Source organism: Phycicoccus sp. Soil803 (genome assembly GCF_001429685.1).
Classification (GTDB): domain Bacteria; phylum Actinomycetota; class Actinomycetes; order Actinomycetales; family Dermatophilaceae; genus Pedococcus.
In genome coordinates, this window is the sequence record NZ_LMST01000001.1 from 194,197 (window position 1) to 208,396 (window position 14,200).

Sequence of the window (14,200 nt, forward strand, 5' to 3'; positions counted from 1 at the left end):
AACCCAGCCACCCGGCATACCCACTGCACTTGAATGGCATGGCTGGTGAATGGCATTGACGGACAAGGGAATTCATGACTGAAATACCGCCGATCGAGTACGACCGCACTGAGGCGGTCGACCTCAACACGGAGATGCAGCGCAGCTACATCGACTACGCGATGACGGTGATCGTGAGTCGGGCGCTTCCGGATGTGCGGGACGGCCTCAAGCCGGTGCACCGTCGCGTGGTCTACGCCATGTACGACGGTGGCTACCGCCCCGACCGCGGCTACAACAAGTGCAGCCGCGTCGTCGGTGAGGTGATGGGTCAGTACCACCCGCACGGTGACTCCTCGATCTACGACGCCCTCGTCCGGCTCGTCCAGGACTGGTCGCTGCGCTACCCGCTGGTCGACGGCCAGGGCAACTTCGGCAGCCCGGGCGACGACCCGGCCGCCGCCCCGCGGTACACCGAGTGCCGGATGGCGCCGCTGGCCATGGAGATGGTCCGCGACATCCACGAGGAGACCGTCGACTTCCGCGACAACTACGACGGCAAGACGCAGGAGCCGGTGGTCCTGCCGAGCCGGTTCCCGAACCTGCTCGTCAACGGCTCCTCGGGCATCGCCGTCGGCATGGCGACCAACATCCCGCCGCACAACCTGCGCGAGGTGGCCGACGCCGCCCAGTGGATGCTCGCCAACCCAGAGGCCTCCCGCGACGAGGCCCTCGACGCGGTGCTCGCCCGCATCAGCGGACCCGACTTCCCGACCGGGGCGCTGATCCTGGGCCGCAAGGGCATCGAGGACGCCTACCGCACCGGCCGTGGCTCGGTCATCATGCGCGCGGTCGTCGAGGTCGAGGAGATCCAGGGCCGGCAGTGCCTCGTGGTCACCGAGCTCCCCTACCAGGTGAACCCCGACACGCTCGCGCAGAAGATCGCCGAGCTCACCAAGGAGGGTCGCCTCAACGGCATCGCCGACATCCGCGACGAGACCTCGGGCCGCACCGGCCAGCGCCTCGTCATCGTGCTCAAGCGCGACGCGGTGGCCAAGGTGGTGCTCAACAACCTCTACAAGCACACCCAGCTGCAGAACAACTTCGGCGCCAACATGCTCGCCCTGGTCGACGGGGTGCCGCGCACGCTCCCGATCGACGCGTTCATCCGGCACTGGGTCGAGCACCAGATCGAGGTCATCCAGCGCCGGACGAAGTTCCGTCTGCGCAAGGCCGAGAACGAGATCCACATCCTGCGTGGTCTGCTCAAGGCGCTCGACGCCCTCGACGAGGTGATCGCCCTGATCCGCCGGTCGCAGACCGTCGAGGCGGCCCGCGACGGGCTGATCGAGCTGCTCGAGATCGACGAGGTCCAGGCCCGCGCGATCCTCGAGATGCAGCTGCGTCGCCTGGCCGCCCTCGAGCGCCAGAAGATCATCGACGAGCACAACCGGCTCGAGGCGATGATCCTCGACTTCGAGGACATCCTCGCCAAGCCCGAGCGGCAGCGGACCATCGTGTCCGACGAGCTGGCCGAGCTGGTCGACAAGTACGGCGACGACCGCCGCACCCGGATCGAGTTCTTCGACGGCGACATGTCGATGGAGGACCTCATCCCCGAGGAGGACGTGGTCGTCACCATCACCCGCGGCGGCTACGCCAAGCGCACCCGGGTCGACGCCTACCGCTCGCAGGGTCGCGGCGGCAAGGGCGTGCGCGGGGCCTCACTGCGCGGCGACGACATGGTCGACCACTTCTTCACCACGACGTCGCACCACTGGCTGCTGTTCTTCACCAACCTCGGCCGGGTCTACCGGGCCAAGGCCTACGAGCTGCCCGACTCCGGTCGGGACGCCAAGGGCCAGCACGTCGCCAACCTGCTGGCCTTCCAGCCGGACGAGAAGATCGCCCAGGTCCTCGACGTGCGCGACTACGCCCAGCAGCCCTACCTCGTGCTCGCCACGAAGAACGGCCTGGTCAAGAAGACCCGACTCGCCGACTACGACTCCCCCCGGTCCGGCGGCCTGATCGCCGTCAACCTCAAGGAGGGCGACGAGCTGGTCGCGGCCGACCTGGCCTCGGCCACCGACGACCTGCTCCTGGTCTCGCGGCACGCCCAGTCGGTGCGGTTCCACGCCACCGACGCCCAGCTCCGGCCGATGGGTCGGGCCACCAGTGGGGTGACCGGCATGCGGTTCCGCGGCGACGACTCGCTGCTGTCGCTCAGCGTCATCCACGAGGGCGAGGACCCCGATGTGTTCGTGGTCTTCGAGAACGGCATGGCCAAGCGCTCGCCGGCCTCCGACTGGAACGCCAAGGGCCGTGGTGGCCTCGGGGTGGCGGTCGCCAAGATCACCGAGCGCAACGGTGACCTGGTCGGCGCCCTCACGGTCAGTGAGGACGACGAGGTCCTGGTCATCATGGGCAAGGGCAACATCGTGCGTATGCCGGTGAGCCCGGTGACGCGGCGCGGCCGCAACACCCAGGGCATGAAGTTCGCCAACCCGGGCAACGGGGACACCGTCGTCGCGCTCGCGCGAAACCCCGAGCGGGCGGTCGAGGAGGCGGACGAGGACGCCACCACCGAGTCCGGCGCGACCCCGACAATCGAGTCCGCCGCTGGCGCGGCAATCACGACGTCCGCTGGCGCAGCAATCACGACGTCCGCTGCCGCGGAAAGCGACTCCACACGGGTTGATGCCGTACCGTCGTCTGGAAACGAGCAGGGTGTGGAGGCCTCCGCGGAGGCTTCGGACGCACCTGAGAGCGACGCCACTGGAGGTAGCGAGTGAGCACGGCAGGCCAGACCAGCAGGTCGGCCCTCCCTCAGGGAGGAGCCGCTCCGGTGAGCCCGACCCAGTCCCTGCCCCAGGGTGGTGCCCGGCCGGCCGGTGCGCGTCCCGCTGGTGCCCCGACGGCCGCCCAGGCCGCCCGCGCCAGGCGGGTCAAGCTCACCGTCTCGCGGGTCGACCCGTGGTCGGCGATGAAGATGTCGTTCCTCATCTCGGTCGCCCTCGGCATCGCCGGCGTCGTCATGGTCGCCGTGCTGTGGATGATCCTGTCCGGCATGGGGGTCTTCAGCGAGGTCAACCGCCTGGTCGGGACGATCATCAGCGACTCGGAGAACCCGTTCGACATCATGGACTTCCTCGGCTTCGGCCGGGTGCTGTCCCTGTCGATCGTGATCGGGGTCATCGACGTCATCCTGCTGACCGCCCTGTCGACCCTCGGCGCCTTCCTCTACAACATCTGCTCGGCCCTCGTCGGCGGCCTCCAGCTCACCCTCACCGACGACTGACCGGGGTCCTGGCGGGCCCTCGAAGCCGGCCCCGCGGCATACCTCGAACCGCCCACCGTCCCCCTCGGGATGGTGGGCGGTAACCGTTTTGGAAGTGCGTGTGCGCGTGCTGTAACCTCGTGCCTCGCGCCACCTCCCGTGGCGCAGCGGAGATTGGGCTCACGGGCCTATAGCTCAGACGGTTAGAGCGCTTCCCTGATAAGGAAGAGGCCACAGGTTCAAGTCCTGTTAGGCCCACCAATCCCGATCCCCGCGGTTGCTCTGCGAGGGAAGGCGACGGCCCATGAAGAAGCTCCTGCTCCTCATCGTGACGGCCATCGGCGCCACGGCAATCCAGCGGAAGCTCAAGGCCCAGAAGGCCGAGAAGGACCTCTGGGCCGAGGCGACCGACTCCCCTCGCTAGCACCGGGGCGGCCCTGGCCGCCTGTCACCTACGTGTGACACCCAGGGGCCATGGCGCAATTGGTAGCGCACCTGCTTTGCAAGCAGGGGGTTAGGGGTTCGAGTCCCCTTGGCTCCACCATCTCCTCCCCACTCCTGGCCAGGTATGCCGCACGGCTGGCCGGATTGCGCGGCCCCACCCGCACAGGTGGCCAGAAGTGCTCGTTGGTAGGGCTCCCTACGCAGGTTGGTGGATGTGCTGGCCGACCACGCGGGCGCAGGCTGGCTGAGGTCCACCTCGCACGTGGCGCGGTGGCTGTCGTGAGCGAGGTGGGTCGTATGTTCCGTGCCCGGACGGTCCTCGGATCGATCGTCTCGACCGTCGCGGTGGTGCTGCTCGCCGCACCGGCCGCCGTCGGTGCCCATGCCGACCGGGTGATCGTGCTGCCCGGCGCGTCGAGCACGGAGGGGATCGCCCGGGGGGCAGGCACGACGTTCTACGCCACCGACCTCTTCGCCGGCGACGTGTTCCGTGGCGACCTGGCCACTGGGACCGTGGAGCGCTTCATCGACAACCCGCCCGGCCGGGTGGCGGTAGGCCTGAAGGCCGACGTGGCGCACGGCTTGCTCTTCGTCGCGGGAGGGCCCACCGGTCAGGCCTATGTCTACGACCTCGCCACCGGGGCCTCGGTCGCCACCCGCCAGCTGGCCGCGCCCGGCACATCCTTCATCAACGACGTGGCCGTCACTCGGACCGGCGCCTGGTTCACCAACTCCAATGCGGCCGAGCTCTACTTCGTCCCGGCCAGCCACGCCGCGACGGGGCCGGTCCGCACCCTGGCTCTCAGCGGGCCTGCTGCGGACACGACAGGTCAGTTCAACAACAATGGCATCGCCGCGACTGCGGACGGCAGGAGCCTGCTCGTCGCGCACAGCGGTCAGGGCGCGGTCAACGTCGTCGACCCGATGACCGGAGCCAGCCGGACCATCGCTGGGGTGGGCACCCCCAACGTCGACGGCATCCTCCTCGAGGGACGGACCCTGTGGGCGGTGCAGAACTTCAGCAACCAGATCTCGACCTTCCGGCTCAGCGGCGACCTGTCGTCCGGGTCGCTGACCAAGGTCATCACCAGCGACGCCTTCCAGGTGCCGACGACGGTGGCCCGGTTCGGTGACCGGCTGGCCGTCGTGAACGCCAAGTTCGACACCGGACTGCCCCCTACCGCGAGCGAGTACGAGGTCGTCGTCGTCGATCGCTGAGCGAGCGCCTGATCAAGGTGGGGTGAGGCGCTCGGCCATGGCCTTCAGGGTGCCATCTCCGGTCCCAGGTAGCGCACCTGTGGCCAGAAGTCGGCCACCCGGAGCAAATGCGCTGGCATACCGATCGGGAGGGTGCCATCCTCACCGCGTGGACGACGCAATGGGCCGGGCGCGGGCTGACCTGGCAGCGGGGCGAGCGTGGAAAGCCCGGGATCGACTGACTGGGCTCCTCATCCATCGCCAGGACGAAGAGGTCCTGGATCTTCTCGCGACCGTGCATCAGCAGATGAATAACCTTCCCGCCGCTGGGGCTCTGTGGTTCGTGACGGGGCGCGATGACGAACTGGCGCGCAGTGCTATCGAGGCATGGCAGGAGCGACATGGCGACGATCACGACCGGTGGCGGAGCATCCCGGCCGTCGTCCGTAGGGAAACGCAGAGCCATGAGCTGAGCTTGCTGAAGGCCTCAGCGTCGCGGGAGCAGCAGGGTCGGGCCCGGGTCCACAGAGGCAAGCCGTTTCAGGAAGCGTGGTGGGAGCCGATCGTGTTCGGCGGAGGTGCCGTTGTCTTCGTGGTCTGGGTGCTCAGCATGATCGTCATCGGGATGTGGACCGTCGCACGGTGGATCTGGGGCTGAGCGTCAGCTGCAACCGGTCACCAGCCGGTCATCCGCGAGGGTGAGACGCCCCGACTTGTTGCCACTGGTGCCTCACGGACTGGTCGAAACAGGGGTCTGGTGAGGGACAGGTGGCAACAAGTCGGTGACCGCCGGGACGTGTTGCCACTGGTGCCTCACGGACCGACCGAAACAGGGGTCCGGTGAGGGACTGGTGGCCAGAAGTGGGAGAGGGTCAGGGGGCGAGGAGGACGAGGGGGACTCGGCAGTTGAGGCCGACGTTGTTGAGCCGCTCGATCAAGGGCTTGCCGTCGATCGTCGGCAGGTTCATCGGCTTCGGCTTGCCGGCGGCCAGCGACCGCGCGTAGGCATCCCGCGCGGACACGAGCCGCTGCCAGTCCTCGACCCACTCGGCGGCAGGCTGGTCGGCCTGGAGCCGCTCCGCCCCCAGGGTCTGCATCGCGGTGATCAGCTCGACCACCGCGTCGTTCTGGGCGTTGATCGCCCCGACGCGACGCGGGATCGATGCGGTCGGGGCGACCGCGGCCGCGGCGGCGGACTCGCGCATCTGGGCGCAGGCCGACGAGGCCATCCGCAGGATCGCGCCCTGCTCGACGACGTCGGGGTCATCCGCGTTGGCGAAGGTCCACAGCTTCGAGAGCGCGACGAAGACCACCACCGCAGCCACCACCACGGCGATGCGCGCAGCCCAGACCCGCCACTGCTCCCCCTGGCGGGCTATCCGTCGACCTCGACGGTGGGGGCCCCCGGCGCGTTCTCCTGCACGGAAGCGATGCCGTTCTCGGCCGCGGCCTTCGACTCGTACGCCTCACCCACGGCGATCACCTGGCCGTTGCTGGCCTTCAGCCGGAAGCGGTACTTGCCCGCCTTGTCCTGGTAGAGCTCGAACTTCCCCGCCATCACTGCACCTCCGTCAGTGGACCAGACTGCGAACCTTCGCAGCCTAGGGCCGCCGGTATGCCCCGTACAGGCCCAGCGACCCAGCCCAGCTCAGCCCAGCTGACCCCGGCTCAGGCCGACTCCGCCATCGCCTTGAGCTTGGTCATCGCGTCCATCGTCTGCTTGGGCAGGTCGCGCCGGATCAGCGGGGTGAAGAGCTTGCCGATCCCCTTGGTGGCGATGTCGATGCTGTGCGTCAGCGTCGTGCCCACCCCGTCGGAGGCCGCGACGAAGTCGACGGTGACATCCATCAGCTTGTCGGTGAACTTCATCGCGAAGTGCCGGTCCGGCTCGTGCGCGATGATCTGGCCGTCCATGGTGCCGGTGCGGCGCCCGTCGTCGTAGTGGTACTTCAGCTCGGTGCCGACGTCGTTCGCCCCGTCGGACAGCTTGTCGATGCCGGTGCAGCGCGACAGCCAGAGGGGCGTCTTGGTGAAGTCGTCGACGATCGCGAAGACCGCAGCGGGAGGTGCGCTGACGGACAGCGTGTGGGAGAAGCGCGGCACGGGGGGCCTCCGACAAGGTGGGGTGGGTGGGCACACGCTACTGCGTGCCGGGTCCCCACAGGAGAGCCTGCCTCAGATGTCCGGGTATGCCGGTCGCTCGGCTTCCGCGCGCAGGTTCGGCGGGGTGGGCAGCGGGCGCCGCGGCTCGCGCACACCGGCCAGGCCGTCACCCGGGTCGTCGGGCAGGAACGCGCCCACCAGCCGGCGGCCGCGCACGCGCCGGTGGCGGTACACGGCATACAGGTCGGCGTGGGTGCGGTCGCGCTCGGTGACCCGGCGCAGCGCCGGTCCACCCACCATGACCGCCTCGCCGGGGCTGGACGCCGTGACGAAGACCGGGCGCCCGGACGGGCGTCCGGCGCGGTCGTGGGCGATGAGCTCGTACCTGGCCATGCCCCCAGCGTGCGCCGAACCGCACTCACTCACAAGACCTTTCGAGCAGCAGCAGTTCACCGGAGCTCGATCCGCGGGGCTCCCGCGACGGTGTGGCCGATGACCGGTGCGCCGGGCACCTCGCCCACGACCAGCAGCCCACCGCTGGTCTGGGCGTCGGCGAGCATGAGCAGCACGTCCTCGTCGACCGACCCACCAGCCACGTCGAGGTGCGGTCGGACCCAGTCGAGGTTGCGACGGGTGCCACCGCTGACGTACCCCTCGCGCAGGGACTCCCACGCACTGTCCAGCACCGGCACGGCCGCCGAGTCCAGCACCGCCCCGACCCCCGAGGCCCGCAGCAGCTTGAACAGGTGGCCCAACAGCCCGAACCCGGTGACATCGGTCGCGGCCCGCACCCCGGCCGACACGGCCGCAGCGCTCGCCTCGTCGTTGAGTGACACCATCGACGCGACCGCGTGTTCGAACACCTCACCGGTGGCCTTGTGCCGGTTGTTGAGCACCCCCACCCCGATCGGCTTGGTCAGCGAGATCGGCAGCCCGGGCCGGGCAGAGTCGTTGCGCAGCAAGCGATCCGGGTCGGCGACACCGGTCACTGCCATGCCGTACTTCGGCTCGGGGTCATCGATCGAGTGACCCCCGGCCACCGGGCACCCGGCCAGACCAGCCACGTCGAGCCCACCGCGCAGCACCTCGCGCAACAGCTCGAGCGGGAGCACCGACCGCGGCCAGCCGACCAGGTTGATGGCGAGCACCGGTCGGCCACCCATCGCGTAGACGTCGGACAGCGCGTTGGCGGCGACGATCCGGCCGAAGTCGTAGGCGTCGTCGACGACCGGGGTGAAGAAGTCGGCGGTGCTGATCACCGCGGTGCCGTCGGCGACCCGCACCACGGCGCCGTCGTCCCCGTCGTCCAGCCCGACCAGCAGGTCATCGGCGACCTGGCCACCCAGCCCGCGCACGACCTCCTCAAGCTCCCCCGGTGGGATCTTGCAGGCACAGCCGCCCCCGGCGGCGTACTGCGTCAGCCGCACGGACACACCCTGTTCGGTCATGGTCCCTACGCTAGCCTCGCTCGCGGAGGCGTACAGGCGCCTGGTGGCCCTCCCGGTCTTCAAAACCGGTGCAGCCGAGCACCTCGGCTGGGCGGGTTCGATTCCCGTCCGCCTCCGCCACAGACAGGAGGGCGTATGCCGCAGCCGCACCCGACGGACGCGCGTCGCCTCGTGCCCCGGACCGACGCTGTGCTCGCCAAACCCGCTGTGGCGCAGGCGATCTCACGCCTGGGTCGCGACGTCGTGCGGGCTGCCGTGCAGCTTGCGCAGGAGCAGGTGCGGGCCGGTCGGATCGGCCCCGACGACGTGGTCGACGCGACGCTGGCCGCGCTGCCCCAGCGGGCGACCACCCTGACGCCGGTGCTCAACGCCACCGGCGTCGTGATCCACACCAACCTCGGCCGGGCACCCCTGTCGGCCGCGGCGGTCGAGGCGATGGCAGCGGCGGCCGGCACCGTCGACGTCGAGCTCGATCTCGGCACCGGCCAGCGCTCGGCCCGGGGCCGGGGCACGACGGCTGCGCTCCTCGAGATGCTCCCCGAGGCCGAGGCCGCACTGGTCGTCAACAACGGCGCCGCCGCGCTGGTCCTCGCGACGACCGCGCTGGCCGCCGGTCGCGAGGTTGTCGTCAGCCGTGGCGAGATGGTCGAGATCGGTGACGGGTTCCGGCTGCCCGACCTGATCGCGAGCGCCGGTGCGCGGCTGCGTGAGGTCGGCACCACGAACCGCACCACGCTCGCCGACTACGAGTCGGCCATCGGCCCCGACACCGGCTGTCTCCTCAAGGTGCACCCGAGCAACTTCCGCGTGGAGGGCTTCACCTCGGCGGTCCCGGTCGCCGAGCTGGTGGCGCTCGGACCGCCGGTCGTGCACGACATCGGCAGCGGCCTGCTCCGCCCGCACCCGCTGCTGCCCGACGAGCCCGATGCCGCGCGCTCGCTCGCTGACGGGGCCGCAGTGGTGACCTGCAGCGGCGACAAGCTGCTCGGCGGTCCCCAGGCGGGGCTGGTGCTCGGCCGCTCCGACACCGTCACCCGCCTGCGTCGGCACCCGCTGGCCAGGGCGGTCCGGGCCGACAAGACCACTCTGGCCGCCCTCGAGGCCACGCTGCGCGGACCACGCGCCCCGGTCTGGGACGCCCTCGAGGCCGACCCTGCGGTGCTCCGCGTCCGGTGCGAGGCGGTCGCCGCCAGCCTGCCCGACGGACTTGCCTCCGTCGTCCCCGCCGACGGCGTCGTGGGTGGTGGCGGCGCACCGGGTCAGGCGCTGCCCGGCTGGGCGGTCGCCCTGCCCGAGTCGTATGCCGCGTCGTTGCGGCTGCTCGCCCGGCCGGTCCTCGCCCGCGTCGAGCGGGGCCGCTGCCTGGTCGACCTGCGGTGTATCCCCGCGGCCGCGGATGCGGTGGTGGCACAGGCGATTCGCGACGCCGGGGAGTAGGTCACGATGGCTGTCGTCGCGACGGCGGGGCACGTCGACCACGGCAAGTCGACCTTGGTGCGCCTGCTTACCGGGCAGGAGCCCGACCGGTGGGCCGAGGAGCGGCGTCGTGGCCTGACCATCGACCTCGGCTACGCGTGGACCGACATCGACGGGCAGCGGGTGAGCCTGGTCGACGTGCCGGGTCACGAGCACTTCACCGGCAACATGCTGGCCGGGCTGGGTCCGGTGGACGCGGTGCTGTTCGTGGTGGCGGCGGATGACGGTTGGTCGGCGCAGTCCCGCGAGCACGCCCGGGCCGTCGCCGCGCTGGGCATCGAGCACCTGCTGCTCGTGGTGACCCGGTGCGACCTGGCCGATGGGGTCCCGGCCCGCGAGCAGTCCCTCGGCCGGCTGGCAGCCCTCGGCGTCGAGGCCGCGGAGAGCGTGCTGGTGTCGGGAGCGACGGGAGCCGGTCTGCCCGAGCTGCGCGCTGCCCTGGGCCGGCTCGCGGCAGCCGCGGCGCCGAGGTCCCCGGATGATCCGGTGCGGCTCTGGGTGGACCGCTCGTTCAGCATCCGGGGCGCGGGCACGGTCGCGACCGGCACCCTGCCGCAGGGCCGGATCGCGGTGGGCGACGAGCTGCTGCTGGACGGCGAGGCGGTGGGGGTGCGAGGGCTCCAGACCTGCGGCGAGGAGGTGCCCGTCGTGGTGGGTCCGGCTCGGGTGGCGGTCAACCTGCGGGGCGTCGAAGTGGGCCGCGTCGGCCGCGGCACCGCGCTCACGGACGTCCACTGGCCGGCCCACCCGTCGGTGCTCGACGTGGACCTGGTCCCCTTCGGGTCGGAAACCACCGAGCCGACAGCCTTCGCGACCCCTCGGCTGGCCCGCGAGCTCACCCTGCACGCGGGCACCGCGGCGGTGCCGGTGCGCACGCAGGTGCTGCCAGACGGCCGGGTCCGGCTGCGTCTGGCCCACCCGCTCCCGCTGGTCGTGGGCGACCGGGCCGTGCTGCGCGACCCCGGTCGGCACGAGGTCCTCGCGGGCGTGCGGGTGCGGGTCGTGGACCCACCCACCCGCCGCGGCGAGCGGCGGGACCGCCGCGAGGCCGCGGCATACCCAGGAGACGTCAAGACGGGGGACGAGACGCCGCCGGGCGTTCGGGCGCTGGTGGCCTGGCTCGGTGCCCACCCCCTCCGGGCGCCGTCGCGCGAGCAGCTCGACGGCTGGGCGGTCACGGCCGCCGATCTGGCTGCCGCGGCCGACCGGGGCGAGGTCACCCGGCTCGGCGGCGTCGTGCTGACCGGCGACGCGGTGGACCGGGCCGAGGCGGTCGTGCGCGAGCTCGACCAACCGTTCACCGTCGGCGCCGCCACCCGGGCGATGGGCACGTCACGACGCGTCGCGGTCCCGTTGCTGGAACGGCTCGACTCGACGCTGGTGACCCGGCGGCTGCCGGACGGCACCCGCGAGGTGCGGCGACGGTGATCCACCCAGTCGGAACGACATTGGCGCTCTCGGGCGTCAACATCGTTCCCATGGGGTGAGAAACCTGCGGAGCGGTCAGGCCGTGATGGTGCCGCCCTCGAAGGTGCAGGTGAGCCGGCCGCCGCCGGCCTGGGTGGTGTCGGTGACCGGGTAGCCGTAGCTGCCGGTGGCCCCCCCTTGGGACTTCCACTCCGTCAGCACCGCGCCATGGACCCGACGCGGCGGCGACCCCGCGCCGAGCGCCCAGAGCTCACCCCGCTGGAAGAACTGCGCCCGGCCGCGGGGTTCGGTGTGGCTCGGCCCGGTCGGGTAGCCGAGCACGCCGGACTCGCGCCCGGCGTCGACCCACGGGGCGTACATCGGGGCCGGGACGGCTTCGGTCGTGACCGGACCTCCGCAGATCGCGCCGTTCTGGAACAGCTGGATCCAGCCGTCGGGCAGGGTCTGCTGCGGACCGGTGGGGTAGCCGAGCGGGCCGCGGTCCCGCGACAGCAGGCTCCACTTCCAGTAGCTCGACCCGGCGACCACCTGGGTGGTGGTGGACGGGGAGTCGACGATGGCGCCCTTCTGGAAGAGCTGGAGCGTCCCGTCCTGCGCGCCGACTGTGGGAGCGGTCGTCGGGTAGCCGAGGATCCCGCCCTCCCGTCCGTTGGCCTTCCAGATGGTCCAGCGGGTGCCCCAGACGACCTGCGTCGTGGTGCTCGCCGAGTCGGTGATGGCCCCGCGCTCGAAGGTCTGCAGCCAGCCCTTGTCGGCGGTGTACACGATGTCGGCGGTGGCGTAGCCGAGCCGGGCGCCGCGTGGTCCGCCGTGGGTCGCGTAGATCTTGCGGATGAACTCGGTGACGGCCACCGCGCCGTACTTCGACGTGTAGTAGATGACCCCACCCTGGAACAGCACGTACCGGCCGAGGCCGTCGCCGACATAGCTGACCGGGCCCTTGGAGGCCTTGAGGTACGACGCCTGCTCACCCATCGCGTGGTACTTCTGGGTGATCGCCTCCCAGCGCGGCAGGCTCGGGGCGCTGTGCTCGCTGGTGCGGTTGTCGGACAGCGACGCCGTCGTGCAGTTCGCGAACTTGTACGGCGGCACGCAGCTGACGACCCGGCAGTGCACCCCACCGGAGCACTTCACGTGGGTGTTGCACTGGCCGTAGCGGAAGGCGTTGCAGCAGACCCGGCGCTGGTCGCAGGTCGCCGACGACCCGGTGCCGCACGAGCAGCTCCAGCACCGGGAGTCGCACATGCCGTCGCTGCAGCCGGTGGTGCACTTGGAGCAGCTCGCGTTGCAGTCGACGATGTAGCGGTAGCCGCCTCCGCACCAGGACGAGTCGGCGGCCTTCCACCAGCCCGCGGCGAAGCTGCCCGGCGGACAGGTGTTGACGCCCTTGTTGACGGTGGAGCAGAACACCGTCCAGCCGCTCGACGCCGTGTTGCCCGGTCCGCAGATGGTGGCGTATGCCGCGACCGGGGTGAGCGCGTACTCCTTGGGTTTGGTGACCAGCGCCGTGGCGGCCACCGTGGCGCCGACCAGCACGTCGCGGCGCGACACCGGGCGCATCCGGCGGGTCAGCGCGGACACGAAGCCCGCCATGCCCCCCGGCCCGGCGTTGAGGTCGTCGAGGGTGCTCACGGTCGTCCTCCCTGGCGGGCCAGGGTGGCCCGGTCGGTGATCCTGATCGTCGAGACGAGGGCCGCGGCCCGGGGCACGGAGGCCATCCGGCGCGCGTGGCTGCCCACGACGGTGAACAGGCAGAACGCCCGGCCGCCGGAGCTGAAGAAGTGCTGCGAGGCGCTGAGCCCCGGGAGCGGTCGCTGCAACCGGTTCGGCCCGAACTGCGACGGCGCGAGTCTCGGCATCCCCTGCCGCTCGAACAGCCCCTGGTCGGCGACCTCGGTGCCGTAGTCGACGAGGGCCACGAAGACGTCGTCGGGCCCCAGCAGGTCGACGACGTTGCTGCCAAAGTCGCCGCGGTCGGCCGGCATCGGCCGGGTGCAGGCGTGCAGCACCGGGCGGGTCACGTCACCCTCGGCGTCGGCGCTCCGCGCTGCGCTGCCCGGCTCGGTCCCGGGCCTGCGGGTGACGGCCACCTGCCAGCCCGGGGGTGCGTCAGCCCGCATCCCGTAGTGGTCAGCCACAGCTCTCTCAACTCCCCGGGGTCAGCTCCACTGCGATCAACTTCCAACTGCGGCGGCGGCCAGCACGATCACAGCCGCTCCTCCCAGAGCCACCTTAGCGAGGGCTCGTGCCGGATTTGCCCATCTTTCGACCCGGATGAAGACCCGGTGCAGGTCGCCCCTGTCGACCACCCGGGCCATCAGCAGCGACGGCAGCGCCCGGACCACCCCGAAGGTCGCGCCGATCGCCAGCCCGGCGCCGAGGTGGCCGGTGAGCGCGGCCAGCAGCACCGCGGCATACGTCGTCGTGCTGGTGATGATGGTGACCAGGCCGAACCCGAGCTGCGCCCCGAAGCCGACGCCGTAGACCCAGCCGCGGTAGCGGGTCAGCCAGCGCTCGTCGACCTGGCGGCGCCACGACGGCACCGAGCGCTGGTTGCGCAGGTCCAGGACCAGCCCGACCAGCAGCAGGGTGGCCACCGCGACGAGGGTCCAGCGCGACGTGCGCACCCCGTCGGGCAGGAGCCCGCCGAGCGTGGCGGCCAGCCCACCGACCGCGAGTCCCCCGACCAGTGAGCCGAGGAGGTATGCCGTGGTGGTCAGCCACCACCGGGAGTGTCGGGCCCGCTCGCCGAGCGGGCTGATGCTCGAGAGCATCGACTCACCTCAAGGGGACCAGGTCGCCCGGACGGCCGCGACCGCGGCCATCGGGAGACCTAGAGCGAGGGCGA

15 protein-coding genes and 3 tRNA genes are annotated in these 14,200 nt (G+C 71.1%); 10 read left to right on the plus strand and 8 right to left on the minus strand.

Going from position 1 to position 14,200, the window contains the following annotated elements; translation table 11 throughout:
• The first annotated feature begins 74 nt into the window (after nt 1–74).
• The 7 genes from gyrA to ASG95_RS00845 all read left to right on the plus strand — a co-directional run bounded on the left by gyrA (nt 75) and on the right by ASG95_RS00845 (nt 5,555).
• Nucleotides 75–2,771 (plus strand): DNA gyrase subunit A, encoded by a 2,697-nt coding sequence (gene gyrA, locus ASG95_RS00820; protein ID WP_057376206.1) that lies wholly within the window; start codon nt 75–77, stop codon nt 2,769–2,771.
• Between the two features lie 53 nt (nt 2,772–2,824).
• Complete coding sequence (locus tag ASG95_RS20630; RefSeq protein WP_235543222.1) at nt 2,825–3,277, plus strand: DUF3566 domain-containing protein; 453 nt, start codon at nt 2,825–2,827, stop codon at nt 3,275–3,277.
• A 163-nt stretch (nt 3,278–3,440) separates the two neighbouring features.
• Nucleotides 3,441–3,517: transfer RNA gene (locus tag ASG95_RS00830), tRNA-Ile, on the plus strand.
• A 43-nt stretch (nt 3,518–3,560) separates the two neighbouring features.
• Nucleotides 3,561–3,680 carry a DLW-39 family protein gene (locus ASG95_RS21925; protein WP_235543224.1) on the plus strand — a complete coding sequence of 40 codons (120 nt, stop codon included), beginning with the start codon at nt 3,561–3,563 and terminating at the stop codon, nt 3,678–3,680.
• A gap of 44 nt (nt 3,681–3,724) precedes the next feature.
• Nucleotides 3,725–3,800: transfer RNA gene (locus tag ASG95_RS00835), tRNA-Ala, on the plus strand.
• Nucleotides 3,801–3,997: 197 nt separating this feature from the next.
• Nucleotides 3,998–4,918, plus strand: a complete 921-nt coding sequence (locus tag ASG95_RS00840) for an SMP-30/gluconolactonase/LRE family protein (protein ID WP_057376207.1) — start codon at nt 3,998–4,000, stop codon at nt 4,916–4,918.
• A gap of 148 nt (nt 4,919–5,066) precedes the next feature.
• A complete protein-coding gene (locus ASG95_RS00845; RefSeq protein WP_157581668.1) occupies nt 5,067–5,555 on the plus strand; it encodes a DUF6584 family protein in 489 nt (162 codons plus the stop codon).
• A 214-nt stretch (nt 5,556–5,769) separates the two neighbouring features.
• On the opposite strand, the gene ASG95_RS00850 is transcribed toward ASG95_RS00845, so the two are convergent.
• From ASG95_RS00850 to selD, 5 genes are all read right to left on the minus strand, one after another.
• Entirely contained in the window at nt 5,770–6,222 is a 453-nt protein-coding gene (locus tag ASG95_RS00850) for a hypothetical protein (RefSeq protein WP_157581669.1), read from the minus strand.
• A gap of 50 nt (nt 6,223–6,272) precedes the next feature.
• Nucleotides 6,273–6,455 carry a YegP family protein gene (locus ASG95_RS00855; protein ID WP_056921349.1) on the minus strand — a complete coding sequence of 61 codons (183 nt, stop codon included), beginning with the start codon at nt 6,453–6,455 and terminating at the stop codon, nt 6,273–6,275.
• 110 nt (nt 6,456–6,565) lie between these two features.
• Nucleotides 6,566–7,000, minus strand: coding sequence for an SRPBCC family protein (locus tag ASG95_RS00860; protein ID WP_056921348.1), 435 nt, complete (start codon nt 6,998–7,000; stop codon nt 6,566–6,568).
• A 72-nt stretch (nt 7,001–7,072) separates the two neighbouring features.
• Complete coding sequence (locus ASG95_RS00865; RefSeq protein ID WP_057376210.1) at nt 7,073–7,393, minus strand: hypothetical protein; 321 nt, start codon at nt 7,391–7,393, stop codon at nt 7,073–7,075.
• A gap of 56 nt (nt 7,394–7,449) precedes the next feature.
• Nucleotides 7,450–8,448 (minus strand): selenide, water dikinase SelD, encoded by a 999-nt coding sequence (gene selD, locus ASG95_RS00870; protein ID WP_057376211.1) that lies wholly within the window; start codon nt 8,446–8,448, stop codon nt 7,450–7,452.
• Between the two features lie 24 nt (nt 8,449–8,472).
• Here selD and ASG95_RS00875 point away from each other — a divergent pair.
• The 3 genes from ASG95_RS00875 to ASG95_RS00885 all read left to right on the plus strand — a co-directional run bounded on the left by ASG95_RS00875 (nt 8,473) and on the right by ASG95_RS00885 (nt 11,352).
• Nucleotides 8,473–8,568: transfer RNA gene (locus ASG95_RS00875), tRNA-Sec, on the plus strand.
• Nucleotides 8,569–8,583: 15 nt separating this feature from the next.
• Entirely contained in the window at nt 8,584–9,885 is a 1,302-nt protein-coding gene (gene selA / locus ASG95_RS00880) for an L-seryl-tRNA(Sec) selenium transferase (protein WP_057376212.1), read from the plus strand.
• Nucleotides 9,886–9,891: 6 nt separating this feature from the next.
• A complete protein-coding gene (locus tag ASG95_RS00885) occupies nt 9,892–11,352 on the plus strand; it encodes a selenocysteine-specific translation elongation factor (protein ID WP_057376213.1) in 1,461 nt (486 codons plus the stop codon).
• Between the two features lie 75 nt (nt 11,353–11,427).
• Here the strand turns inward: ASG95_RS00885 and ASG95_RS00890 are convergent, their stop codons facing one another.
• From ASG95_RS00890 to ASG95_RS00900, 3 genes are read right to left on the minus strand one after another with little or no spacing between them, the layout of a single operon-like run.
• Nucleotides 11,428–12,984, minus strand: a complete 1,557-nt coding sequence (locus ASG95_RS00890; RefSeq protein WP_057376214.1) for an LGFP repeat-containing protein — start codon at nt 12,982–12,984, stop codon at nt 11,428–11,430.
• A complete protein-coding gene (locus tag ASG95_RS00895) occupies nt 12,981–13,490 on the minus strand; it encodes a hypothetical protein (RefSeq protein WP_057376215.1) in 510 nt (169 codons plus the stop codon). Before ASG95_RS00895 ends, ASG95_RS00890 begins: the two co-directional genes overlap by 4 nt.
• A 36-nt stretch (nt 13,491–13,526) precedes the next feature.
• Nucleotides 13,527–14,126, minus strand: a complete 600-nt coding sequence (locus ASG95_RS00900; RefSeq protein WP_057376216.1) for a hypothetical protein — start codon at nt 14,124–14,126, stop codon at nt 13,527–13,529.
• Nucleotides 14,127–14,200: the final 74 nt, after the last annotated feature.

Excerpts from the sequence above, each read along its gene's own strand:
- ASG95_RS00885 (WP_057376213.1), top strand. The coding sequence starts at position 9,892 with ATGGCTGTCGTCGCGACGGCGGGGCACGTCGACCACGGCAAGTCGACC.
- ASG95_RS00840 (WP_057376207.1), top strand. The coding sequence starts at position 3,998 with ATGTTCCGTGCCCGGACGGTCCTCGGATCGATCGTCTCGACCGTCGCG.
- selA (WP_057376212.1), top strand. The coding sequence starts at position 8,584 with ATGCCGCAGCCGCACCCGACGGACGCGCGTCGCCTCGTGCCCCGGACC.
- ASG95_RS00865 (WP_057376210.1), bottom strand. The coding sequence starts at position 7,393 with ATGGCCAGGTACGAGCTCATCGCCCACGACCGCGCCGGACGCCCGTCC.
- gyrA (WP_057376206.1), top strand. The coding sequence starts at position 75 with ATGACTGAAATACCGCCGATCGAGTACGACCGCACTGAGGCGGTCGAC.
- ASG95_RS00855 (WP_056921349.1), bottom strand. The coding sequence starts at position 6,455 with ATGGCGGGGAAGTTCGAGCTCTACCAGGACAAGGCGGGCAAGTACCGC.
- ASG95_RS00900 (WP_057376216.1), bottom strand. The coding sequence starts at position 14,126 with ATGCTCTCGAGCATCAGCCCGCTCGGCGAGCGGGCCCGACACTCCCGG.
- selD (WP_057376211.1), bottom strand. The coding sequence starts at position 8,448 with ATGACCGAACAGGGTGTGTCCGTGCGGCTGACGCAGTACGCCGCCGGG.
- ASG95_RS21925 (WP_235543224.1), top strand. The coding sequence starts at position 3,561 with ATGAAGAAGCTCCTGCTCCTCATCGTGACGGCCATCGGCGCCACGGCA.